The organism is Bacillus paralicheniformis, assembly GCF_002993925.1.
In the GTDB taxonomy this organism is placed as follows: domain Bacteria; phylum Bacillota; class Bacilli; order Bacillales; family Bacillaceae; genus Bacillus; species Bacillus paralicheniformis.
This window is the reverse complement of the sequence record NZ_CP023665.1, coordinates 4,327,243-4,350,563: the sequence shown is the minus strand read 5'-3', so window position 1 is coordinate 4,350,563 and position 23,321 is coordinate 4,327,243. Positions and strand designations below refer to the sequence as shown.

The 23,321-nt window shown below is 44.2% G+C and carries 19 protein-coding genes, 3 pseudogenes and 1 riboswitch; of the genes and pseudogenes, 3 read left to right on the top strand and 19 right to left on the bottom strand.

What is annotated here, in order from left to right:
• Nucleotides 1–186: 186 nt before the first annotated feature.
• From CP943_RS22105 to CP943_RS22065, 10 genes and pseudogenes are all read right to left on the bottom strand, one after another.
• Complete coding sequence (locus CP943_RS22105; protein WP_105981337.1) at nt 187–498, bottom strand: nucleotide pyrophosphohydrolase; 312 nt, start codon at nt 496–498, stop codon at nt 187–189.
• Between the two features lie 575 nt (nt 499–1,073).
• Entirely contained in the window at nt 1,074–2,078 is a 1,005-nt protein-coding gene (locus CP943_RS22100) for a FecCD family ABC transporter permease (RefSeq protein WP_075212818.1), read from the bottom strand.
• Nucleotides 2,075–3,085, bottom strand: a complete 1,011-nt coding sequence (locus CP943_RS22095) for a FecCD family ABC transporter permease (RefSeq protein WP_035339312.1) — start codon at nt 3,083–3,085, stop codon at nt 2,075–2,077. The genes CP943_RS22100 and CP943_RS22095 overlap by 4 nt, the downstream gene beginning before the upstream one ends.
• Nucleotides 3,086–3,169: 84 nt before the next feature.
• Nucleotides 3,170–4,090 carry an iron-hydroxamate ABC transporter substrate-binding protein gene (locus CP943_RS22090; RefSeq protein WP_105981382.1) on the bottom strand — a complete coding sequence of 307 codons (921 nt, stop codon included), beginning with the start codon at nt 4,088–4,090 and terminating at the stop codon, nt 3,170–3,172.
• Nucleotides 4,091–4,106: 16 nt separating this feature from the next.
• The gene (locus CP943_RS22365) at nt 4,107–4,265 is read right to left on the bottom strand and encodes a hypothetical protein (protein ID WP_158700709.1); all 159 of its coding nucleotides are present in this window, start codon (nt 4,263–4,265) and stop codon (nt 4,107–4,109) included.
• Between the two features lie 382 nt (nt 4,266–4,647).
• Nucleotides 4,648–4,986, bottom strand: a pseudogene (locus CP943_RS22080) (FAD-dependent oxidoreductase); the annotation flags it as partial.
• Between the two features lie 109 nt (nt 4,987–5,095).
• Nucleotides 5,096–7,021 (bottom strand): fructose-1,6-bisphosphatase, encoded by a 1,926-nt coding sequence (gene fbp, locus CP943_RS22075; RefSeq protein WP_025810513.1) that lies wholly within the window; start codon nt 7,019–7,021, stop codon nt 5,096–5,098.
• A 506-nt stretch (nt 7,022–7,527) separates the two neighbouring features.
• Nucleotides 7,528–7,620: pseudogene (locus CP943_RS23075) on the bottom strand (hypothetical protein); the annotation flags it as partial.
• Between the two features lie 213 nt (nt 7,621–7,833).
• Nucleotides 7,834–8,298, bottom strand: a complete 465-nt coding sequence (locus CP943_RS22070; protein ID WP_065643471.1) for a phage tail protein — start codon at nt 8,296–8,298, stop codon at nt 7,834–7,836.
• Nucleotides 8,299–8,319: 21 nt separating this feature from the next.
• Nucleotides 8,320–8,805, bottom strand: coding sequence for a GyrI-like domain-containing protein (locus tag CP943_RS22065; protein ID WP_065643472.1), 486 nt, complete (start codon nt 8,803–8,805; stop codon nt 8,320–8,322).
• A gap of 109 nt (nt 8,806–8,914) precedes the next feature.
• Between CP943_RS22065 and CP943_RS22060 the strand changes: the two are divergent.
• The 3 genes and pseudogenes from CP943_RS22060 (at nt 8,915) to CP943_RS22875 (ending at nt 11,943) form a co-directional block, all read left to right on the top strand.
• Nucleotides 8,915–9,876, top strand: a pseudogene (locus tag CP943_RS22060) (helix-turn-helix transcriptional regulator).
• 237 nt (nt 9,877–10,113) lie between these two features.
• Nucleotides 10,114–10,193: riboswitch (glycine riboswitch) on the top strand.
• A gap of 148 nt (nt 10,194–10,341) precedes the next feature.
• Nucleotides 10,342–11,706 carry an amino acid permease gene (locus CP943_RS22055; protein ID WP_020453592.1) on the top strand — a complete coding sequence of 455 codons (1,365 nt, stop codon included), beginning with the start codon at nt 10,342–10,344 and terminating at the stop codon, nt 11,704–11,706.
• A gap of 114 nt (nt 11,707–11,820) precedes the next feature.
• The gene (locus CP943_RS22875) at nt 11,821–11,943 is read left to right on the top strand and encodes a hypothetical protein (RefSeq protein ID WP_257419524.1); all 123 of its coding nucleotides are present in this window, start codon (nt 11,821–11,823) and stop codon (nt 11,941–11,943) included.
• 48 nt (nt 11,944–11,991) lie between these two features.
• Here the strand turns inward: CP943_RS22875 and ahpF are convergent, their stop codons facing one another.
• The 9 genes from ahpF to CP943_RS22010 all read right to left on the bottom strand — a co-directional run bounded on the left by ahpF (nt 11,992) and on the right by CP943_RS22010 (nt 23,318).
• Nucleotides 11,992–13,521 carry an alkyl hydroperoxide reductase subunit F gene (ahpF, locus tag CP943_RS22050; protein WP_020453591.1) on the bottom strand — a complete coding sequence of 510 codons (1,530 nt, stop codon included), beginning with the start codon at nt 13,519–13,521 and terminating at the stop codon, nt 11,992–11,994.
• Between the two features lie 13 nt (nt 13,522–13,534).
• Nucleotides 13,535–14,098, bottom strand: a complete 564-nt coding sequence (gene ahpC / locus CP943_RS22045; protein ID WP_020453590.1) for an alkyl hydroperoxide reductase subunit C — start codon at nt 14,096–14,098, stop codon at nt 13,535–13,537.
• A 267-nt stretch (nt 14,099–14,365) separates the two neighbouring features.
• Nucleotides 14,366–16,969 carry a bifunctional acetaldehyde-CoA/alcohol dehydrogenase gene (gene adhE / locus CP943_RS22040; RefSeq protein WP_105981335.1) on the bottom strand — a complete coding sequence of 868 codons (2,604 nt, stop codon included), beginning with the start codon at nt 16,967–16,969 and terminating at the stop codon, nt 14,366–14,368.
• 274 nt (nt 16,970–17,243) lie between these two features.
• Entirely contained in the window at nt 17,244–18,647 is a 1,404-nt protein-coding gene (gnd, locus tag CP943_RS22035) for a decarboxylating NADP(+)-dependent phosphogluconate dehydrogenase (RefSeq protein WP_105981334.1), read from the bottom strand.
• A 30-nt stretch (nt 18,648–18,677) separates the two neighbouring features.
• Nucleotides 18,678–20,024 carry a GntP family permease gene (locus CP943_RS22030; RefSeq protein WP_023856844.1) on the bottom strand — a complete coding sequence of 449 codons (1,347 nt, stop codon included), beginning with the start codon at nt 20,022–20,024 and terminating at the stop codon, nt 18,678–18,680.
• Between the two features lie 21 nt (nt 20,025–20,045).
• Nucleotides 20,046–21,587 (bottom strand): gluconokinase, encoded by a 1,542-nt coding sequence (gene gntK, locus CP943_RS22025; RefSeq protein ID WP_020453586.1) that lies wholly within the window; start codon nt 21,585–21,587, stop codon nt 20,046–20,048.
• On the bottom strand, nt 21,580–22,311 hold the full coding sequence (locus tag CP943_RS22020) for a GntR family transcriptional regulator (protein ID WP_020453585.1): 732 nt from the start codon (nt 22,309–22,311) through the stop codon (nt 21,580–21,582). The genes gntK and CP943_RS22020 overlap by 8 nt, the downstream gene beginning before the upstream one ends.
• Nucleotides 22,312–22,497: 186 nt before the next feature.
• Nucleotides 22,498–22,932, bottom strand: a complete 435-nt coding sequence (locus CP943_RS22015; RefSeq protein ID WP_020453584.1) for an EVE domain-containing protein — start codon at nt 22,930–22,932, stop codon at nt 22,498–22,500.
• The gene (locus CP943_RS22010; protein ID WP_025810520.1) at nt 22,926–23,318 is read right to left on the bottom strand and encodes a rhodanese-like domain-containing protein; all 393 of its coding nucleotides are present in this window, start codon (nt 23,316–23,318) and stop codon (nt 22,926–22,928) included. Before CP943_RS22010 ends, CP943_RS22015 begins: the two co-directional genes overlap by 7 nt.
• Nucleotides 23,319–23,321 lie beyond the last annotated feature (3 nt).

The window sequence follows — 23,321 nt, the reverse complement described above, 5'->3', positions numbered from 1 at the left end:
AATCGGGTGACAAATGTCATTTTTTAAAAAAATAACAGGGAGCTAGCGAACGGTGCTAAAAAGCAAATGAAGTGGGGAGATTACGGTAAGTAAACGAGCAGAGCGCCATCATCATCAACGCATCATGGAGATAGAGAGAGCGGTCTTCAATTGGGAAAGAAGCTCTCTCTACTTAAAAGGAGAGTCTCAACCATTATGATTAACCGGATACTTCCTCCCATTCTTCACAATCTTCTCTTCCACAATCTCTTTTACATCCAGTCCAAGATCGTTACATAACATGAATGAGTAGATTAAAACATCTGCGATTTCTTCACGGATGTTTTCTTTATTGGCTTTGAGTGCTTCTTCACTGCTGATCCATTGGAAGTCTTCGAGCAGCTCGGCTGCTTCGATGGAGATTGAGATGGCGAGGTCTTTTGGGTTATGGTATTGTCTCCAGTTTCGTTCATCTCTGAATTCGTTGATTGCGTTGATTAGGTTTTGGATATCGTTCATGATGATTTTCCCCTTTCTCGAGTAGCATGATATGGAGTAAATTCTCTTTTTTCAAACACAAGTTCATTCATTGTTTCAGCCTCTGAATCTCTTTTTTTAAAATAATAGTACCATATTTATGGCAGCCTATTGATATAAGTATGCAAATATTTTCCGGAGAAAGAGTCGGAAAAAGCGGCGTGCGGTTGTCACGGACTCTATGATGACAAGGAAGCAGCTATAACAAAGCGTTTTTTTGTTGAAATAAAACTTAGTAGCCAAGCCTCGATAGAAGGTGGCTGTTAATCAGATCAGAACGGCATTGGATCAAAGAATTAAACATGAACGTGAGCTGCGGAAGAAGTGTTGCTAGAACAATTTATCATGATATGGAGAATCAGGTGGGGAGCGTATCATAAGTAAATGAGGTTTTTTTAGATTTTCACTCTAATAGATAAAAGAGGTCGTCTGAAAAGAGAAAACGCCTTCCTTTCATACCACCTCTGCAAAATGGACTACCAAAGGGTTTGATTTAATGGGTCCATTTTGAAATGAATTTTTGGAGACTCATTGGAACAGCCTCGTTTTTATGGATTTTACTTTTTCAATAGCAAATAAATAAAATAAGGTGCCCCGATTAATGAGACCATGATTCCAGCCGGTATAGTGGTTTCAATGATATTACGTCCGATTGTGTCGGCGAATAATAAGAACCAACCGCCAAGTAGAATAGCAACAGGGATAAATAGTTGATTTCTGGGTCCTACTAAAGTTTTTGCGATATGTGGGGCCATTAATCCGATAAAGGAAATACCTCCTGTGACAGAAACGGCAGCAGCCGCTAATGCGACAGCTGTTAAAAGTAAAACGATCCGCTCCCTTTCAATGGAAACCCCAACGCCAATGGTTACAGGCTCGCTTAATCCTAATAGATTTAGTCGATTTGCTTTGTACAAAGTAAACGGAATCAAGATGACTAACCAAGGCAGGAGCGCCCCAACGAATGGCCAATCTGTACCCCAAATATTCCCTGCCAGCCATTTGGCGATGAAATCAACTTTTGTCCGTTCAGCAGAAGAAATAATGACAATCATAGCTCCGGAAAGTGCAGTTGAGAATCCAACTCCGATGAGGACTAAGCCTATAGGCTGCATACCACTATTTTTGTTATAGGCTAACAGATAAATGAAGAAGCCCGTTATAATCGCTCCTATAAAGCCAACAATTGGAATCATATAAACAAATGATCCAGCTTCAGCTGGGAAAAATAAAAAGAAAACGGCAATGGCAACCCCAGCACCGGAGTTAATCCCAATAATGCCTGGATCAGCTAAATCATTTTTTGTGATTCCTTGCAAAATAGCACCTGACATAGCAAGTGCCATCCCAGCTAATAAAGTAATCAATATTCGAGGCAAGCGAATAGAATATAATATAAATTCCTCTTTAAAGGTTCCTTGACCTAATAGAGTGTGGATGAGTCTGTCAAAAGATAAACTAGCAGACCCTATTCCCATCCCAATTATAGCTGTAGCTATGATGAGTATGAGAGAAATCGATAAAATCATTCGCTGTTTTTTGATTAATGCTGAATGTATCATGAGAGTGTTTTTCCTCCCTTTCGGACAATGATCAGGAAGAACGGTAAACCAAGCATAGCGACAATGGCTATAACAGGTGTTTCATATGGTGCATTTAAGGTACGGCCAAGTGTATCAGCAAATAGCATAAAAGTAGCTCCGCAAGTTGCAGACATCGGTAAAATAAAACGATAATCGGTTCCAACAATTGCCCGAACAATATGAGGAATCATAAGACCGATAAAGGTCATATTGCCAACCAGAGCAACAGATGCTCCCGCGAGAATGATAATGATAATAAATAGAAGGATTTTAATTCTGATGATATTTTGACCTAAGCCAACTGCAACTTCTTCATTTAAGCTGAGAATGGTAAGTTGTCTCGAGAGGAAAAAGGAAACAACAATTCCAATGATAATAAAAGGTACGATGATTCGCAGTTGATTCCAAGTTGTTCCAACCATTCCTCCTGCTGTCCACATCGAGATATCTTTAGAAATTTTAAAATAAAGGCCAAGCCCTTCAGCAATGGCGTATAAAAAGGCGGAAACAGCAGAACCCGCTAACACAATACGGAAAGGAGAGAATCCGCCTTTTTTCATCGAACCAATTCCAAAAACCAACAAGGCACCGAGTGCGGCTCCAATAAAACAGGCAACCATCGTCAAAAAGTAATTGGCTGATGGAATGAAAGCGATCGTAACAGCCAATGCTGCATAAGCCCCGGCAGATAATCCTAGTAAACCTGGATCAGCAAGTGGGTTTCTTGTTATACCTTGCATGATTGCACCAGAGACAGCAAGAGCTGCGCCAACAAAAATCGCAGCTATTTCACGAGGTAACCGAATATCACGGATAATCGAAATATGATCGCCGGTTGCAGAAGACGAAAGAGCCAACCATACATCTTCAACTGAAACGTCTGCAGCTCCAAATACCATTGCCATAAAAAACATACCAATAAACACTAGAATTCCTAAGATGAGTTTGAAGGCAAATGAGGTAAAAGATTGAGTTTTTCTTATCATAAAGCTCATCATTTTCCTTTCTTAGAATGGGAAAGGGGCTGCCCTTTGGCCAACCCCTTTCAATAGACCTCTGCTTTTCTAGTCTTAGTTTCCTAGAAACGCTTTTTTAAAGAATGCTAGTTGCTTTTCAAGTGTGATTGGGTCAGTGAATGATGCGCCTTCACCTTGCATTTCAATGACATGTCCATTTTTGACAGCTGGAATGTTCTTGTATGTGTCTGTTTCTTGGAAAGATGTATTCGCATCAGAGTACTTACTTAAAATGACATAATCTCCCGCATATTTTGGAAGCACTTCTGCTGATAACGTATAATACCCTGCTTTTAATGCGTCTTCCTTTACTTTTTCAGGCATATTTAGTTTCATCGTTTGATATAAGATTTCTGTACCGCGCGCCCAGTTATTACCGTAAACATAAAGGTCTTTTCCATATGCTTCAATAACAGATACAGTTGAATCCTTACCAATTTTTGTGCGAATATCTTCACCGATTTCTTCTGCCCGCTGCTTAAAGTCGTCAACCCATGCTTGGGCTTCTTTTTCTTTGTTTAGTAGCTTGCCAATTTCCACGTGTTGAGTTAAATAATCTACTTTCCCCCATGTATAAGTAACAGTAGGTGCTATCTCATTTAATTTGTCTAAATTTTTAACCGTTGATAACGCGATGATTAAATCTGGCTCTAATTCAATAATTTTTTCTAGGTCATCTTCTGAAACTTCTTGAACATCTTTTAACTTTTCTTTAAAGGTTGGATTGTTTTTAGACCAAGTGTCTACACCGACAACGTTGACTCCTAAATCTAACACATTTCCGGTGTACCCTGAAAGCATAACGACTCTTTGTGGATCGGCTGGAACTTCAATTGGTCCTGTTTCCGCTTGGTATGTAATCGTTTTAGATTCTTTTTTTGTTGAGCCGCTATTCTTTGGTGCTGACTCTTCATTGCCGCATGCACTAATCATAAGCGTCAGCAGTAGCAAAAACGGGATTAATAGTTTCTTCATGCTCATTTTCACCTCTTTATAAATTGTAAGTAACACACTTCGGTTTATTTGTTCTCGGGCCAATTTGAAAGACTGCCCGCAGTACTCGCCTCTTCACAAGCCCAGCCTTCACGACTTCGCCGTCTTTAATGCAATGATATAATCCGAAAAAAACGAGCAGCTCGATGTAAATCATGTCCGTCTCCTGTACAAGAGCCATAGCAATTCAAACACATTGGCGCTGACCTCAGGATATGGTTGTTCCTTTTTATCTGGAATCGTTACACAGAGATTTTTTACAATTAAACGTCCTCCAGAGCCAGTATTTAATTCTTCAGTAAATAGCTGTATGAACCGCAGAATGAAAATAAATAAACGATAATGATTATCAATATCAACAATAAATATATATTTCATTTTTCAATATGTCAATACAGAAATTGTGTCCTTATCATAGTACCCTCATGAAAGTGAAACCTTTTAGAAAGAAAAAATTAATTATGATGAAAACAAGTTTAATAACTTATCATTGATAATCAATTACGAATGATGTTTGGAAGTGAACGGTGATGAGTCAACAGGCCGGGGGTGCTTGTTTGGCCGCGTTTATCGACTGCGATTTCGCCGATGCGGTTGCACTCGACTGATCCGTCTAACCACTCTGTGTTTGGCACGAGACCGATTTTGACGAAGACAGCTTGGAGTTCAACGTGTTGTTCTTCGCCTGTTTCACGATCCACGTAAGTGATGCCGTTTACATTTAGGTCACCTGTAATTTCTTTCGTTTGTACATGTTTCACTACAGTCGCGTTTGACAGGCTGTAGAGGCGTTTTTGCAGGACTTCCCCCGCTTTCAGCTCCGGTGCGAACTCAAGAACAGTGACATGGTTGACGATGTCTGCGAGATCAATCGCCGCTTACTTTTCTATGAACGAGCAGAAAACCAGACCTTGTTAGCAATTTGCTGTACGAAGTGGAAAACCGTAAAAAAGAGCCCAGAGAATGATCCCTGAACTCCACATTTCCTCACTTCATATACCGATACTCCCGCAATCTCTCCAAAATAGCTACTTCCTTCAAGAGTTCCTCACCAACATTCGTTTCCTTTACTTTCTTCCGCTCAAGCTCTTTATCCACTAATCGCTTCACCGTTAAGACATCAGTTCCGGTGCTCAGCACTTCCGCCTTGGAATTAAAGTGTTTATGGGCGACGAGCTGCATGCCGTAGGAGTTGTATAACAGCGTGTAGCCAGCGATACCTGTTGTCGATTGGTAGGCTTTGGAGAAGCCGCCGTCGATGACGATCATTTTTCCGTTTGCTTTGATCGGATCTTCTCCTTCGATTTCTTTTACCGGTGTATGGCCGTTGATGATATGGCCATGATCCGGGTTGAGGCCGAATTCTTTCAGAATGTTTCGGCAGGTTGCCTCGTCTTCACGCAAATAGTAATACGGGTTTTTCTTCTCTTTATGTGTTTCCTTCTCTTTAATGAAATACCGTTCAAAGGTCGTCATAGCGCGTTTTCCAAAAAGGGAGGAGTGCTCGCCTGTCCATAAATACCAGACCATATCCGTCGCCAGATCATCGGTTTCTTCCGGGTGGGCAAACGCCTCCCGCAAGAATCGTTCAAATACATCAAGCAGCTCACGGCCCGCATACGGTTTATCCTCAATCATCATCGTTTCCATATTGCCGTTTTCATCAACTGGAATACAGCCGTGAATCAACAGGTTGCCGTTATATTTTAAATAAAGGCTGCCTTTTTTCATCATAAAATTCATATGGCGGCCCAGCTTTTCGGAATGCTGGACAGAGAATAGCAGCTTGTCTATGACTTCTGCTTCTTCTTCTAATAGCTGATCTGGCTGCTCCGGATTCACTGTCGCAAAGCAGGTGTTTTCCAGCTGATATGTTTTTCCGTGCAGCGTGATTTCGTTTTTGTCGTAATCTATTTTCTCTAATAACAGCCGCTCTTCCATATTAAAGTTCGGCCGTCTCTTGATAATCGGGCTTTCAAGCTTGAATTGGATCATCGCAATCGCTTGATGAATTTTTGTGATTTGCTTAATCTCATCTTCCGGTCTGTTTTCGTCTGCTTTCGGACGGAAAGATGGGTTATCATCGTAATATTTTTCGGCAAGGTTCAAGAGCGGTCTCAGATTGATGCCGTACACGTCTTCAATAATATCCAAGTTGTCATAGCGGGCACAGATGCGGATAATATTTGCCAGGCATACTTTAGAGCCTGAATAAGCGCCTATCCAAAGGACATCGTGATTTCCCCACTGAATATCGACTGAATGATAGTTGATCAGTTCTTCCATAATCTGATCCGGCTGCGGTCCGCGGTCGTAAATATCGCCGACAACATGCAGATGGTCGACAACCAATCGCTGCGTGCTATATGCAAGACCGGTGATCAGCTTATCAGCTTGGCCAAGCGCAATGATCTGATCTACGATTTTGGAGTAATACTGTTCTTTGTTGGCAGACTCTTCTGTTTTATACAGCAGCTCCTCCGTAATATAAGCAAACTGAGAGGGCAGTGCTTTGCGTAATTTGGAGCGGGTATACTTGGAAGAGCAATAAGATACGAGCTTAATCATTCGATTAATCGTTTCTTTATACCAATCGTTTAACAATGCTTTCGTATCGTAATTATGTTTTATTAACTTCAGTTTGTCTTCCGGATAATACACTAATGCTGCTAATTCATCAATTTCTCTATCATAAATGACACCGCTGAAAATATCGCGTATCTTCTCTTTTACTCTTCCTGAACCATTCCGCAGCACGTGCTGGAATGCCTGGTATTCCCCGTGCAAATCACTGACAAAATGCTCGGTGCCTTTCGGCAGGTTCAGTATCGCTTTCAAATTAATGATTTCCGTTACCACTTTTGCTTCACAATCGTATTTTTGTGCGAGTAAATCTAAATATTTGGTTTCCAAAATCGTCCATCCCCTTTTTAGAATAGGAGTTGTCCCCCTATGTACGAGCATTTGCATGATAAGGTGATTTTAAAAGTATGACATTATTTTTAAATAATTGACCTTTATATGATAGTACCGCATAACTCCTTTTTGAGACAATCAAAACGAGGGAAAGAGGCGCTGAGATGAGCGGAGAGAAAGCTTGAGAAGGCTTCTTTAACATTAATCGGACACCGCATTTCAGCTTAGGAAGTAACCCGGCTTTGGCTTGGTCATTTTTCTATCGCAGGATTGTCTCGTTTTCAGAAATGAGAGGAATGAAAACTCAATACGTAGCAAGCCATGATTACTGTGGGTCGTACTTATAGCAGGGGAAGCTTCTGAAGAGACCGCGGAAGGGTTTTACAATCTTAAGCAGTATTTGTCGTGCTGATGATTGTCAGCGGCACAAATATGATTTGTTATTCTTATGACCACGAGATTGGAGGACATCCGGTCTCTTTGTTATGGGGCTTTTTATCATCGTCAAGAACTTGACCACCGAAGCGTTCAGCGACAATCCCTGTGCGGATGCCTTTACGGGCAGGGTGGATAGCTGCATTTGCACCAGCCTTACCATAAGTCGTCAATAAGGTTTACGCTAAAAAAATAACAGCACCTTCAAATTTGATGGTGAGGTGCTGTTTTGTCATTTGAATGCATGAATGGTTGTTGTTTTTGCTTTGTGCTGAATTTGTTTTTTTGCTCAACCAAGTTTTTCTTATCCGAATAAAGAAAAAGAAGGATCAAATACGAAAAATGACTGAATTCCGGCACTTACGCTTTTTACTTTAATATTCTCCTTTAATGACAAAATAGGAGCCCCTAATGGTTCCAGCTAATTTAGACTTCTGCCTAGCAAACTTAAACTTCCCTTCTAACTCCTTTGGTACCTCCATCCCCTCAGAAAGCTTAAACCCAACGGCCCGCTTTTTAGGATCATCCACCGTATACATGACGTTGACTGCAAGACCATCCCCATAAAAAACATAGGCAATTTTGATATTTTCCACTTGAAAACGCGACGTTTCTAAAGGTTTGGCCGCAAACTCAATATCACGTTCTTCTTTCAAAATTCGGTTCACATAATCAAGGGTCTCGCAGGACTCGCTGGCTGGTACAACCGTAAATTCATGCTTGTATTTGTTCATAAAGTAACGGGCTTCATTAGCACGTAAACCAGCAAGTGCTTCTGCTGCAGGTGAAGCTTCTAATCCAACCGTAGAGACATTTTTAAAATCAACGATATAGGACAATTCCAGCGCTCCTTTATCTTTTTATTTCTTAACAACAGGAATCCACATTTCACCGAATACTAAGCCGTTTCGCTGCCCCATCTCAACCGTTGCATTCGGCCCGCCAACATAGGCAAAATTCTTTGCTTCCGGCAAGACTTGACCGAAGGCAATGCCAGTAAGCTTATTGCTCAACTCATCAGCCGTCTTCCCTTCCCCTTTAACAACCAGGTATTCCCCCTTAGGAAATTGGATAACTCTGGTTTCTCCTGCCACCGACGCCTCTGCCTCTGTCATCACGCCAGCATAATGCATCATCTTGTTGTTTACCGCTTCGTTCACGGCAAAAATATAGTCATTTGTAGCTATGGCTTTTAAAGTGTCAAGCCTTCCATCTTGTTTGACGGCCGCCCAAAAGTCTGCCTTTTCCTTATTTATGCCAGCAGAATCTGTGTAATCGCTCTCAAGCTCCGTTCCAATACCAAAAACTGTAAAGATGTCTTTTTCCTCCAGCGTGTAATTTTTCATATTCAAAACCTTCCTTTTTTTAAAATAATCAAATGATTTGTCTTTTCACTTGATGCGTTTATAATAACCTTAAATCATGTCAAAAAATGATACTGTTTAGGAGGCCCCGATGAAAAAAGTTGAACGGATTAATATCATCATGCGGATATCAACAACCGCGCCCACTTTACAATTTCTGAAATCATGCAGGAATTTCACATCTCTCGTTCGACAGCTATCAGGGATATCAGGGAAATTGAAGCTATGGGGATGCCGCTTGTTGCTGAAGTTGGAAGGAGCGGGGGTTATTTTGTCATGAACCACTCTGTCCTGCCTGCTGTTCGCTTTACCGATCATGAGATTAAAGCTCTTTTTATCGCTTTTATGGCTACAAGAAATCAACAACTCCCTTATCTAAAGAGCCGTCAGTCTTTAGCTGAAAAATTACTGGGCCTTATCTCAGAAAACCAGCAAGAGGCCCTGGTTTTTTTAAATCGAATCTTGCTTTTTGAAGGGACAAACCCCAATAATCCCGACCTGCTTGAGCTTTCAGATCTCCCCCATCCCATGTTAGAAAAACTCATCCAGCTCCTTCTTTTGGATAGCTATTTATTGATTACCATCAAAGAAGAGAAGGTAATAAAGACTTATCCCATTTATCTTCTGCACCTTTATCATGAAAAAGGCCTTTGGCTGATTGAAGGCTTTGACTTAAAGGATGAAAGGAGGAGGATTTTCCCTGTGGACAATCTTACCAATGTCAAACCATACGCTGTGAAAAAAAGAATAAGTAAGAAAAAGATTTTAGAGAAACTAGGTAAGCAGGAAGAAGTAATCAACCTTGTCCTTGAACTTGGTCCACAGGCGATTGCCCAATTCAAAAAATATCATCCTTTAAAAATTTCAATTTCCTATACGAATCCTTATCAAACCGCAGCCATTCTAAAGACTTTTATCAATGTGAATCATTCCGAAGAATTGTCCGAAATAACAAATTGGCTGCTTTTCCTAGGTGAAGATATCAAGGTCAGGGAAGTACCAGAAGAAGTATTAGAAGGTTTACAAGAGAGATTATGCTTATTCTGCCCATGAGCAGTGCCAGTTAAACCCCAATTTTCGAAAGGATTCCGTAATAGAAGCTGATTTATAAACCAGGTGAAAATATTGTCGCTAGTATAGGTGAGTTTAAGAATACTAGCGTTAACTATAAATAGGACCATTGACAAATCACTCAACCTCTATTAAAATTAAAAGTTATCCGATAGTAATCATCTCTATCGAAAAACTCAATACATGCAAGCTATGATTGCTGTGGGTCGCACTACAGCAGGAGCAGCTTCTGGAGAGACCGCGGAATTCTGCGGCGCCGAAGGGTTCACAATCTCAGGCAAAAGGACAGAAGAGTACCGAATATGTATTTGTCGTGCTGATGATTGTCAGCGGCACAAATATATTTTGATATTCTTATGACCGCGAGATTGGAGGACATCCAATCTCTTTTTTTTATGGGCTTTTTTACTGCTCGTCGTTCACTAGAGAGGTAAGGAGGAGTTTGATGTGGAACAGCGGGAATTAAAGAGGGACTTATCCAATCGGCACGTACAGCTTATCGCTATTGGCGGGACGATTGGCACCGGGTTGTTTTTAGGCTCCGGTAAGGCGATTCAATTGGCGGGTCCTTCTATCATCTTTGCGTATTTCATTGTAGGTATTGCGCTTTTTTTCGTGATGCGGGCGCTGGGAGAATTGCTGTTATCTAAAGCGGGTTATCAATCGTTAACCGATATTGCCGAGGAGTATCTGGGGCCGCGTGCGGCGTTTGTCACCGGGTGGACCTATTGGTTTTGCTGGATTATGACGGCTATGGCGGATGTGATTGCCGTCGGTGTCTATGTGAAATATTGGTTTGATATTCCGCAGTGGGTCCCTGCACTTATCTGTTTACTCATTTTATTAGGGCTCAATCTGTTGACTGTCAAGCTTTTTGGAGAATTGGAATTTTGGTTCGCTTTAATAAAGGTGATCACGATTCTTGCGTTAATTGTCATCGGTGTTATTTTGCTGGTGATCGGGTTTAAGACGCATACAGGAACGGTTTCGGTTACCAACCTTTGGGAGCATGGCGGTTTGTTTCCAAACGGATTTTCAGGCTTTTTGCTTTCTTTCCAAATGGTGATCTTTGCATATGTCGGTGTGGAATTAGTAGGTGTATCGGCGGCGGAAACGTCGAACCCGAAAAAAAATATTCCATCGGCTATTAATAAAATTCCTTTACGGATTTTATTTTTCTACGTCGGCGCGCTTATCGTCTTATTATGTATTAACCCTTGGATGGAACTGAATGCAGCGGAAAGTCCTTTTGTGAAAACCTTCAGCTTAGTCGGCATCCCGCTTGCCGCGGGAATCATTAATTTTGTTGTATTAACGTCAGCCGCGTCTGCTTGTAACAGCGGGATGTTTTCAACAAGCCGGATTCTGTACAATTTAAGTAAAACGAAACAGGGCCCGGCCAATTTTGCGAAGCTGAATAAAAACCATGTGCCGAGTCACGCGTTATGGGTATCAACCATTGTCCTGTCAGCAGGAGCGCTATTAAGCAAACTGATACCGGAACAAGCCTTTGGGATCGTGACAACCATCAGCGCGATTTGTTTCATATGGGTGTGGGGTGTGATTCTTGTCAGCCATATTAGATACAGGAAAACCCGTCCGCACTTACACGCAGCATCAACATTCAAAGCGCCATTCGCGCCGTTTATCAATTATGTTGTCCTGGCGATGTTTGCGGTCATTCTCATGATTATGCTGTATGCGGATGCGACTCGCCCGGCCTTGCTGCTGACTCCTCTATGGTTTATTGTATTGTTTATTTTATTTTGGATGAAAAAAACAGGACAAAAAGAACATGATGAGTCAAATTAAATCTCTTGAAAAAGACGGTGTACTGCATGCAGTATGCCGTCTTTATTTTTGATTAACCGTTTCCTTTTATAGGTTTATATTTAATGTAGACATGAGAACGAGAGGAATGGAGTCATGGAATACAATTCATACATGAATGGACAATCGCAATATCCCGCTTGGTCCTATCCGTACAATTTGATCATATGGAAAGCGTTTGTCGGCCATGATGTGAAGTCCTATTTATATGGGTTATAACATAAAAAAGCGCCATACTGCCGTTTAAGCAGCATAGCGCCTTTCGTGTTAGTTCCGGATCAAATAATCAAACGCCCCTAATGCGGCATTTGCCCCCGATCCCATCGAAATAATGATTTGGTTATATGGTCCGTCTGTGCAGTCGCCGGCAGCGAATAGGCCAGGGATGGTTGTTTCGCCGCGTTTGTCGACTGCGATTTCGCCGATGCGGTTGCGTTCGACGGTTTCAGGGAGCCATTCCGTGTTCGGCACAAGACCGATTTGGACGAAGACGCCTTGGAGCTCGACGTGTTTTTCTTCTCCTGTTTCACGGTCAACGTAAGTGATGCCGTTTACGTTTTCATCACCCGTGATTTCTTTTGTTTGGGCGTTTTTCACGACAGTCACGTTAGGGAGACTGTAGAGACGTTTTTGCAGAACTTCGTCTGCTTTCAGCTCCGGTGCGAACTCAAGAACAGTCACGTGGTTGACGATACCTGCAAGGTCAATCGCTGCTTCGATACCGGAGTTCCCGCCGCCGATGACGGCGACGTCTTTGCCTTCAAACAACGGTCCGTCACAGTGAGGGCAGTATGCGACACCTTTGTTTTTGAACTCTTGTTCGCCAGGTACGCCGATATTGCGCCAGCGTGCGCCAGTTGACAGAATGACGGTTTTGCTTTTCAGAACAGCGCCGTTTTCGAGTTCAAGATGGAAAAGATCTTTTTTCTCGAGACCTTTTGCGCGTTGCAGGTTCATGACGTCGATCTCGTAATCCTTCACGTGTTCTTCAAGGCTTGCCGCAAGCTTCGGCCCTTCGGTGCGCTTCACGCTGATGAAGTTCTCGATGCTCATCGTGTCAAGGACTTGGCCGCCGAAGCGTTCGGCAACGATTCCTGTGCGGATGCCTTTGCGCGCCGCATAGATTGCTGCGCTTGCACCGGCAGGTCCGCCTCCGACAACGAGTACATCGAACGGATCTTTATCAGAAAGCTCAGATGCATCTGTGCCGCTGCCCATTTTCGCAAGAATTTCTTCAAGCGTCATTCGGCCGCTTCCAAAGGATTCGCCGTTCAAGTATACGGTCGGCACAGCCATAATGTTTTTGCTTTCGACTTCTGACTTGTATGCCGCACCATCGATCATCGTGTGCGTGATGTTCGGGTTGAGCACGCTCATCATGTTCAATGCCTGCACAACGTCCGGGCAGTTGTGGCATGTGAGGCTGATATAAGATTCGAAGCGGTATTCGCCGCTGATGTTCTTGATTTGATCGATGATTTTTTGATCGACTTTCGGCGGTCGGCCGCTTACTTGCAAGAGTGCCAGCACCAAAGATGTGAATTCGTGACCGAGCGGAACTCCGGCGAATGTGACGCCTGTTTCTTCTCCGGCACGATTGACGCTGAAGCTTGGCGTTCTGTCGAGCTGCGCCTTTTCAACAGTGATTTTTGATGACATGGAAGCCAGCTCTTCTACAAGAGCCAGCATATCCTTAGAGACACTGTCATCGCCTGTACTGACTTTAAGGACGATGTCATTTTCAATCATCTGCATGTATTGGTTTAATTGTGCTTTGATATTTGCTTCAAGTACCAATTGAATGCACTCCTTAGATTTTGCCTACTAGGTCAAGGCTTGGTGTCAGTGTTTCAGAACCTTCTTCCCATTTAGCCGGGCAAACTTCGCCTGGGTTTTGGCGGACGTATTGAGCCGCTTTTACTTTGTTGATCAGGGTGCTTGCATCACGGCCGATACCGCCTGCGTTGATTTCAACAGCTTGGATCACACCGTCCGGATCGATGATGAATGTTCCGCGGTCAGCAAGACCTTCTTCTTCGTTCAGCACTTCAAAGTTGCGGGAGATCGTTTGAGACGGGTCGCCGATCATCGCGTAAGTGATTTTGCCGATTTTCTCAGAGCTATCATGCCATCCTTTATGTACGAAGTGAGTGTCTGTAGAAACAGAGTATACTTCGACACCAAGTTCTTTTAGGGCAGCATATTCGTTTTGAAGGTCTTCAAGCTCAGTCGGGCAAACAAATGAGAAATCTGCTGGATAGAAGCAGAAAATGCTCCATTGGCCTTTTAGATCTTCGTGTGTAACATCGATAAACTCACCGTTTTTGTAAGCTTTCGCTGCGAATGGTTGTACTTCTTTTCCGATTAGAGACATAATATCGTCCTCCTGAATGTAGTTTAAGAGAAATAAAAATTGTAAACTTTATTTCTCTGTAATTATTATAATTATATACAAATTATCAAGTAATAAATATTTTTTGTCAAGGGGAAAGCCCATTAATTTTTTGTTAAGTATTTCAGCTAAAGAAAAGAGTTGGAGTTTCGTAACTTTCATATAGTATGATTGGCACAAATGGTAGAGTAGTGAGAATGAAGAGTCCTAATTGAAAACGAAAAGCCGTCGGAATGACGGCTTCTTTGGCTAAACTCCTTTATATGCGGAACGGTAAATCTCAGCAAGCTCCGAAACGAGCGGCAGCTTCGGATTGGCTGTCGTACACTGATCTTCAAAGGCGCGTTCGGCCATGAGATCCACTTTGCTTTCGAATGCGGCAGCATCCACGCCGTTTTGTTTAATGCTCATCGGAATTTTAAGCTCTTTGGCGAGCGAGATAATCTCCTGGATCAGGCTTTCAACGCCTTCTGCAGTTGTTTTTGCAGGCAGGCCGAGCGTTCTGGCAATCTCCGCGTAGCGCTGATCGGCTATGAAGTGGCTGTATTTAGGAAATGCCGTGAACTTTTTCGGCTTTTCTGCATTATAGCGGATCACGTGCGGCAGAAGGATGGCGTTTGCCCGTCCATGAGCGATGTGAAACTCCGCGCCAAGCTTATGGGCTAAGCTGTGGTTGATGCCAAGGAAGGCATTGGAAAACGCCATTCCGGCAATCGTTGATGCATTATGCACTTTTTCGCGGGCCAGCTCGTCGCTGCCGTTTTTGTATGCTCTAGGCAGGTATTCGAAGATCAGCTGGATGGCCTTCATGGCCAAGCCGTCTGTATAGTCGTTAGCCATGCACGATACGTATGATTCAATTGCGTGTGTTAATACGTCCATTCCTGTGTCAGCCGTAATATGTTTCGGCACGGTCATGACAAATTGCGGGTCAATGATCGCGACGTCCGGCGTTAATTCATAGTCGGCCAGCGGATACTTCGTATTCGTTTCTTTGTCTGTAATGACAGAGAATGAAGTGACTTCAGAGCCTGTGCCTGATGTCGTCGGGATCGCGACGAATTTTGCTTTTTCGCCCAGTTTCGGGTATTTGACAATGCGCTTGCGGATGTCCAGGAATTTTTGCTTTAATCCAAAGAATTCAGCATCCGGGTGCTCATAGAACAACCACATTCCTTTTGCGGCATCCATTGCAGAACCTCCGCCGAGGGCGATGATGACATCCGGCTGGAATTTGGCCATCATGTCGACGCCGTTCATCACCGTTTCGATTGAAGGATCAGGCTCGACATCAGAAAAAATTTCACAATGAACGTAATCCGGGCGCCTTCTTAAGTAGTGTAGGACGCGGTCTACATATCCGAGTTTCACCATCCCCGGATCAGTCACAATCAACGCTTTTGAGATGTCAGGCATTTTCGCTAAATATTGGGTTGCGTGTTTTTCAAAATAGATTTTTGGAGGAACTTTAAACCACTGCATATTGACATTCCTTTTCGCCACTTTTTTCGTGTTGATTAAATGAACAGCTCCAACGTTTGACGAGACGGAGTTTCCGCCATATGTGCCGCATCCGAGTGTTAAAGAAGGCATATAGGCGTTGTAAATGTCGCCGATCGCCCCTTGTGACGACGGTGCATTGACGATGATCCGCCCGGCTTTCATCCGTAATCCGAATTCTTTAACGGCTTCTTGATCGTTCGTATGAATTACCGCCGAGTGGCCGGTTCCACCGAACGCGAGCATGTCTTCGGCGCGTTTTAATCCCTCTTGAATTCCGCTGACTTTGTAGCACGCTAAAACAGGGCTCAGTTTTTCCCTGGAAAGCGGGTAATCCGGACCTACGCCTTCTAATTCGGCGATGAGGATTTTTGTATCTTGAGGCACTTTGACACCGGCCATTTCAGCGATTTTGAATGCCGGCATGCCGACGATATCAGCGTTTACCGCGCAAGTATTTTCATTGATGACCAATTTCTCGACCTTTGATTTTTCGGTTTCATTTAAGAAATAGCAGTTGTTTCTTGTCATTTCGACTTTGACGTCTGAGTAGATGTCTTTGTCTATGATGACGGCCTGCTCTGATGCGCAAATCATGCCGTTGTCAAATGTTTTGGATAAGATCAGATCATTGACGGCTTGCTTCAGGTTGGCAGACTTCTCGATGTAGCACGGAACGTTTCCAGGTCCGACACCAAGGGCCGGTTTTCCGGAGCTGTACGCTGATTTCACCATGCCGGCGCCCCCTGTTGCGAGGATCAGGGAAACGTTCGGGTGGGTCATTAAGGCTTGAGTTGCATTCAGCGAAGGCGTTTCAATCCATTGGATACAGTTGTCTGGTGCTCCTGCTTTGACGGCTGCGTTCCGAAGGATTCTCGCCGCTTCGCGGCTGCATTTTTGGGCCGATGGATGGAAAGCAAACACGATAGGGTTTCTTGTTTTGATCGCTATCAGGGACTTGAACATTGTAGTGGAAGTAGGGTTGGTCACCGGCGTCACGCCGGCGATGACACCGACAGGCTCCGCGATTTCAATGACTCCGTCGTGTTCGTTTTCATTGATGATGCCCACTGTTTTATCGTATTTGATATGATGGTAGACATACTCTGTGGCAAACATGTTTTTAATGATTTTATCTTCATAAACGCCGCGCTTCGTTTCTTCGACGGCAAGTTTGGCGAGAGGCATGTGCTGATCAAGGCCGGCAAGCGCCATCTGTTTGACGATCTCATCAATCTGCTTCTGATCAAAGCTGCGGAATTCTTCCAATGCCTTTAGGCCTTTTTCGACTAGCTGATCAACCATGGTTGAGGCATTTTGCTTTTGTTTCATTTCCTTTTCTTCGATTGCCATTGTAAACCCTCCAGTGAATGAATAGGAATTTGATTACAACAGGATGTTCAGGGATGAATGATGCGGACATTGTTTGTGAAACATTTCACAAGTGGAGTTAAAAAATTTTATCCCTGAAGCGGATATCTGGTTTATTTTGGTATCAGTCCTCCTTTTCTGTGGCTGAATTTATCATATCACGAATTTGAAGTATGAGTTTGTGAAATGTTGAACAAAGTATGAAATTCATTCTTGAGTAAAATAAGAATGCACCCCGAGGTCTGGGGTGCAGCTTTTAATACCAGTCCGTATGAAACACGCCTTCCATATCCGTCCGCTCATACGTGTGAGCGCCGAAATAATCGCGCTGCGCCTGCAGCAGGTTTGCGTTTGAGCGGCCCGTCCGGTAGCCGTCGTAATAGGAGAGGGCGGTGCTCAGGCACGGGAATGAGATGCCTGAGCTGATGCCTTCGCAGACGACCTTTCGCAAGCCGGACTGGTATTCTTTTAGTTTTTCAGCGAAGTCAGGTGCGACCAGCAGGTTGGACAGGTCCGGCTGTTTGTCGAAAGCTTCGCTGATGAGATTTAAAAATTGTGCGCGGATGATGCAGCCGCCGCGGAAGATGAGGGCGATGTCCTTTAACGGCAGGTTCCATCCGTTCAGGTCAGACGTCATTTTATATTGAGCGAAGCCTTGGGCATAGGCGCAGACTTTCCCCATGTATAACGCCTGTCTGACGCGGTCGATCCACACGTTCTGATCCAGGGGCCGTTCTTCTGTTTCAGGGCCGGCCAATACGTTTTCGGCAGCTGTCCGTTCGTCTTTTAATGATGACAGGTAACGGGCAAACAGGGATTCCGTGATAATCGATGATGGAATGCCGTTGTCGATGGCCTGCAGGCTCGTCCATTTGCCCGTGCCTTTTTGGCCGGTTTTGTCGAGGATGACGTCGATGAGCGGAGCGCCCGTTCGCTCATCCTTTTTCCTCAGGATCTCTGCCGTGATTTCGATTAAATAGCTTTTCAGCTCTCCTTGATTCCACGTGTCGAAAATGTCAGCGATTTCATCTATCGGCAAAAGAAGCTTTTCTCTTAAAAATGTATACGCTTCAGCGATAAGCTGCATGTCTGCGTATTCGATGCCGTTGTGCACCATTTTGACAAAATGCCCCGCGCCTTTTGGACCGATGTAGACACAGCATGGATATCCTTCTACTTGGGCGGCGATTTTTGTGAGAATCGGAGCTGCTTTTTCGTAGACGTCCCGATCTCCGCCGGGCATAATGGATGGGCCTTTTAAAGCGCCGACTTCGCCGCCGGAAATGCCGATTCCCAAGTAGCCGATACCTTTCGCTTTCAAACTGTCATATCTTCGTTCCGTATCTTCGTAGTGGGAGTTGCCGCCGTCCATGATGACATCCCCTTCTTCAAGCAGAGGAACGAGCGAGTCGATAACAGAATCAACCGGTTTGCCTGCTGTGACCATAAGAAAGATTTTTCTCGGTTTTTCTAAAGACTGTACGAAATCTTCAAGTTCATAGTACGGCTTGACTGTTTGGCCTCCCGTTTTTTGGACGAGTTGATCGGTTAAATCCCTTGTGTAGTTATAGACGGCGACTTGTTCGCCTTTGTTTGCCATGTTCAGGGCGATATTGCTCCCCATGACTCCCAGACCTATGACACCGATTGTATTGCGCATGTAATACCTGCTCCTTCATTTAAGACTTTTTTATACAAATAGGCTTAACAATAAAGTAAATCCTAATCCGGCCACCGCGATAATGGTTTCAAGCAGTGTCCAGGTGGCAAATGTTTCTTTCATGCTTAGTCCGAAATACTCTTTGAACATCCAGAAGCCTGCGTCATTGACATGGGAAGCGATTACACTTCCGGCCCCTGTTGCAAGCACAACCAGCGCAAGATTGACATCGCTTTGTCCGAGCATCGGAAGAACGAGTCCGGTTGTGCTTAATGCAGCAACTGTCGCGGATCCTAAGGAGATGCGCAGAATTGCGGCGATGACCCAGGCGAGCAAGATCGGCGACATGGCTGTTCCTTTGAATAATTCAGCTACATAGTCGCCTACTCCGCCATTGATCAAGACTTGTTTGAAGGCGCCGCCGCCCCCGATGATCAAGAGCATCATTCCGATTTGTGTAATGGCGGTTGAACAGGAATCCATCACTTGTTTGATCGGGATCTTTCTGGCGATCCCCATCGTATAGATCGCGACCAACAGGGAGATGACCATCGAAGTCGAGGCATTCCCGATTAAACGAACCGCTGCCAGCAGGCTGTTGTCTGCAAGGCCCATCGTTTCTTGAATAAGCGTAATAACAGTCGAAATAGACATGATAATGACCGGAAGCATAGCTGTGAAGACGCTGATGCCGAAGCCGGGCGTCTCTTCAAGCTTGAACGTTTTCTGCTCACCGAGTGAAGCGATGCTGCCCATTTTCTCAAATGATTGCGGGACGATTTTTTTCGCCAGTTTCGTAAATAAAGGTCCGGCTAAAAGAACGGTTGGAATTGCAACAATGATACCGTAGAGCAGCACTTCCCCGATATTGGCGCCGAGCTCTCCCGCGATAGCCGTCGGTCCCGGATGCGGGGGCAGGAAGCCGTGTGTGACGGATAAGGCCGCCGTCATTGGAATTCCAAGGTATAAAATAGATATCTTCAATTCTCTTGAAATGGCGAATACAATTGGAATCAATAATACCAATCCGACTTCGAAGAATAATGCAACCCCGATGATAAAGGAGGCGATGACGACCGCCCATTGGATGTTTTTCTCTCCGAATTTGTTGACGAGGGTCATCGCAATGCGCTGAGCGCCCCCTGAATCCGCGATCAGCCTGCCCAGCATGGCGCCGAGCCCGAAGATCAATGCGATATGGCCGAGCGTTCCGCCAAGGCCTTCTTCAATCGTTTTGACGATGTCGTCAAGCGGCATTCCAAGCGCCAATGCAACCCCGAACGATACGATAATCAAGGAAACAAACGTATTCAGTTTTAACCCCATAATCAAAAGCAATAATGCGACAATCCCGATTGCTACGATCAGTAATGGCATGATAACGCCTCCAATTCTCCCCTATTTTTTGCTGGATAAGCTTCTTTGATAATTTGCAATTTGTGTATATTCGTTTTCAAGTGCTCGAGATAAGTTGATAAAAAGCGGCATTAATTTTCTGTATTCTTTGGCCGATTCTTCTTTCGGCGCGTGTCTGTGCGTGCTTCCGATCATGTCGGAGACGACATCGAATGAATCGATTTTCCCTGTCGCGTACAGCCCCAAAATGCAGGCTCCGAGACAAGAGCTTTCATAGCTTTCCGGCACGACGACTTCCGATTCGAAAATATCGGCCATCATTTGCCTCCATACGTCAGACCTTGCGAAACCTCCGGTCGCCTGAATTCGGGCAACTGGACCGTCCATGCATTCTGTCAACGCCAGGAAGACGGTGTACAGATTGTAAATAACCCCTTCCAATGCCGCGCGAATCATGTGTTCTTTTTTATGCGACATGGTGAGGCCGAAGAATGAACCGCGCACATCCGGATTCCAGAGCGGCGCCCGTTCGCCTGCGAGGTATGGATGGAACAGCAGTCCGTCGGCACCCGGCCTGACGCGTTCGGCAATTTTGGTCAAGACATCGTACGGATCAATGCCGAGACGTTTTGCCGTTTCGATTTCTGATGATGCAAATTCATCTCTAATCCAGCGAAGGACGATCCCGCCGTTGTTGACTGGCCCGCCGATGACCCAATGATTCTCAGTTAAGGCATAGCAAAAGATTCTGCCTTTTTCATCGGTTTGTGGTTTATCGATAATCGTGCGAATCGCACCGCTTGTCCCAATAGTGACGGCGATTTCGCCTTTTTTAATCGCGTTGACGCCGAGGTTGGAAAGCACGCCGTCGCTGGCACCGATGACAAATGGCGTTTGCGGATCAATTCCCATCATCGCCGCCAGTTCCGGATTGCAGTGATGGAAAATGGCTGTTGTCGGAACGAGCTTTGATAGGTGGTCAGGTGTGATGCCTGCAATGGCCAGTGCTTCTTCGTCCCAGGCCAATGTTTTGAGATTCATCATTCCCATCGCCGAAGCTAAGGAGTAATCGACGACATATTGATCAAATAACTTTTTAAAAATATATTCTTTGATTCCGATATATTTTTTTGCTTTGACAGCGATTTCAGGATGCTCGTTTACAATCCATGTGATTTTGCTTAGCGGCGCCATCGGATGAATCGGCGTTCCCGTCCGTTTATAGACATTGTGCCCGTTCATTTCTTCTTTGATTTTATGAGCCCAGCCTTCGCTTCTGTTGTCTGCCCAAGTGATGCAGGAGGTGAGCGGCTTGTCGTTTTCGTCCATCGCAATCACGCTGTGCATCGCGCTGCTGAATGAAATGAATGACGGCTGTTTGTCAGGATGCTGCTGCATGATTTTCGCCGTTGACTGGATGACGGCCTGAAAAATCTCATCCGGGTTTTGCTCAGCGGTCGAGATGTCCGGGGTGTAAAGCGCGTAGCCGATGCTTTCCTTTTGGATCACGTCCCCTTTTTCACTGAATAAAACCGCTTTCGTGCTTGTCGTACCGATATCTATGCCTAACATATAACTAGTCATTTTCTTGTTCGGCCCCTTTCGCCAGCATTTGTTGCGACAGCCACAGATCTTCAACTTTACCTTGCACGTCATCGAAATTTTGATGGAGGGATTTAAGCATCAGATCCCTGTCTTTCGTTTTGATCGCTTTGATATAAAGTTCATGGTTATCGAGAATTCGTTCAAAGTCTTCGTATTTTTCTTTTAAGCGGGCCCGCATGGATAAAAGAATAAAGCTTTCCATCACAGGTTTGAGATTGTTCCATATCATCAAAATGTAAGAATGATTGATGGAGCGGACAATCGTTTCGTGAAATAAGACGTCTTGAAATGAGAACTCGTCGGCATCTTTGTATTTGATGGAGACTTTCATCATCTCCAATATTTTGCTGAGGTCTGTTACCAGTTCGTCGACATTGGCCCGTCCAAGCCGTTCGAATACGAATGTTTCCATCACCAGACGCACATCATAAATTTCTCCAATTTCTTTTTCGGTTAAACCGATGACAACGGCGCCCATCCGTTCCAAACGGATGATTTTTTCCGATGCCAGTATTTTTAAAGCCTCGCGGATGGGAGACCGGCTCACCGAGAATTCCGCAGCCAATTTATTTTCAGATAAAATGGTACCGCTTTCAATCAAGCCGGAAATAATGCGCATTCTCAGCTCGCATGCGACGCGAACACCTGTTGAAGCTCTTGAAAGCCACTTCTCCGGATATAAAAGATTTTTAGATTGGCTCATACACTCACCTTCCTAGTTATACGAGTATACTTGTATACAAGTATGATAACGCGATTATTTTGATTATGCAAACACTTTCATTTCAAATTTTCCGAAAAATTTTTTCCATTTATAAAACGATTTGTTTTGCCAATGCCCTCGAAATACTCCACTAAAGCAAAAAAATATAAAGGGAGCAGCTGCCCTTTATATTTTGACCATTTGTTTAACGATGAGTTTGAAGTCATGTTCGCTAATTTCTATGTGCCCAAATCGAAAGGAATAACCCCAGTGCCGTTTGTTTTTGATGAAAGAGAGGTTGGGAATGAATGGGTGGATCGGCGTTTCCCGGCATTTTAAAAAGTTGATCTTCCTTCTGTAAGGTGAGAATCCTTCTCCCGCATGAACCTTGTAAACTCTGTTATCACTCACTTCCCCTACAGCTGTAAACTTTTGATAGGGCGCATCATCTTTGAGATTTTGTTTTGGCGAGTAATAAATGATCCAATCATCGGGATTCATTCTTTTTAAAGGCGCCTCTTTTCCGTGGCAAAGTTGGGCGAAGCCTCCGGATACACCTTTCAAGACGTGATCGCGCGAAGCTACGCCGATCCAATACCTTCTTTTCATTCCATTCAGCATCCGCAATCATCCTTGTCAGTATTCCCTTCGGTGCATGCTGACACAGGAAAATTCATTTCTCTCCATGCCGCGATCCCTCCGGTCAGCTCTTTCACTTGATAGCCTTTTTCTAATAAAAATTTAGCTGCTTTAGCTGCCGTATTGCACCAGACATCCCAGCAGTACACAATGATTTCTTTATCTTTTGGAATATCTTCTAATCGATGAGGGAGATCGTGTTCAGGTATCGCTTGAGCACCTTTTATCGTCAAACTCCTGACTTCGCTTGGCCCGTTTCTTACATCTATTAAAAAATATTTTTCAGGGTGATTCTTTGAAGATTTAAAATAATCCATTGGGCTAATGGTGGCTTCTAAACGTGCATTAAAAAAATCGAGTGAATTCATAGG

Bases quoted from the DNA above. Each gene is read 5' to 3' on its own strand.
- CP943_RS22105 (WP_105981337.1), bottom strand. From the start codon at position 498: ATGAACGATATCCAAAACCTAATCAACGCAATCAACGAATTCAGAGAT.
- CP943_RS22100 (WP_075212818.1), bottom strand. From the start codon at position 2,078: ATGATACATTCAGCATTAATCAAAAAACAGCGAATGATTTTATCGATT.
- CP943_RS22095 (WP_035339312.1), bottom strand. From the start codon at position 3,085: ATGATAAGAAAAACTCAATCTTTTACCTCATTTGCCTTCAAACTCATC.
- CP943_RS22090 (WP_105981382.1), bottom strand. From the start codon at position 4,090: ATGAAGAAACTATTAATCCCGTTTTTGCTACTGCTGACGCTTATGATT.
- CP943_RS22365 (WP_158700709.1), bottom strand. From the start codon at position 4,265: ATGATTTACATCGAGCTGCTCGTTTTTTTCGGATTATATCATTGCATT.
- CP943_RS22065 (WP_065643472.1), bottom strand. From the start codon at position 8,805: ATGAAAAATTACACGCTGGAGGAAAAAGACATCTTTACAGTTTTTGGT.
- CP943_RS22875 (WP_257419524.1), top strand. From the start codon at position 11,821: ATGGAATACAATTCATACATGAATGGACAATCGCAATATCCCGCTTGG.
- ahpC (WP_020453590.1), bottom strand. From the start codon at position 14,098: ATGTCTCTAATCGGAAAAGAAGTACAACCATTCGCAGCGAAAGCTTAC.
- adhE (WP_105981335.1), bottom strand. From the start codon at position 16,969: ATGGCAATCGAAGAAAAGGAAATGAAACAAAAGCAAAATGCCTCAACC.
- gnd (WP_105981334.1), bottom strand. From the start codon at position 18,647: ATGCGCAATACAATCGGTGTCATAGGTCTGGGAGTCATGGGGAGCAAT.
- CP943_RS22030 (WP_023856844.1), bottom strand. From the start codon at position 20,024: ATGCCATTACTGATCGTAGCAATCGGGATTGTCGCATTATTGCTTTTG.
- gntK (WP_020453586.1), bottom strand. From the start codon at position 21,587: ATGACTAGTTATATGTTAGGCATAGATATCGGTACGACAAGCACGAAA.
- CP943_RS22020 (WP_020453585.1), bottom strand. From the start codon at position 22,311: ATGAGCCAATCTAAAAATCTTTTATATCCGGAGAAGTGGCTTTCAAGA.
- CP943_RS22015 (WP_020453584.1), bottom strand. From the start codon at position 22,932: ATGCTGAATGGAATGAAAAGAAGGTATTGGATCGGCGTAGCTTCGCGC.
- CP943_RS22010 (WP_025810520.1), bottom strand. From the start codon at position 23,318: ATGAATTCACTCGATTTTTTTAATGCACGTTTAGAAGCCACCATTAGC.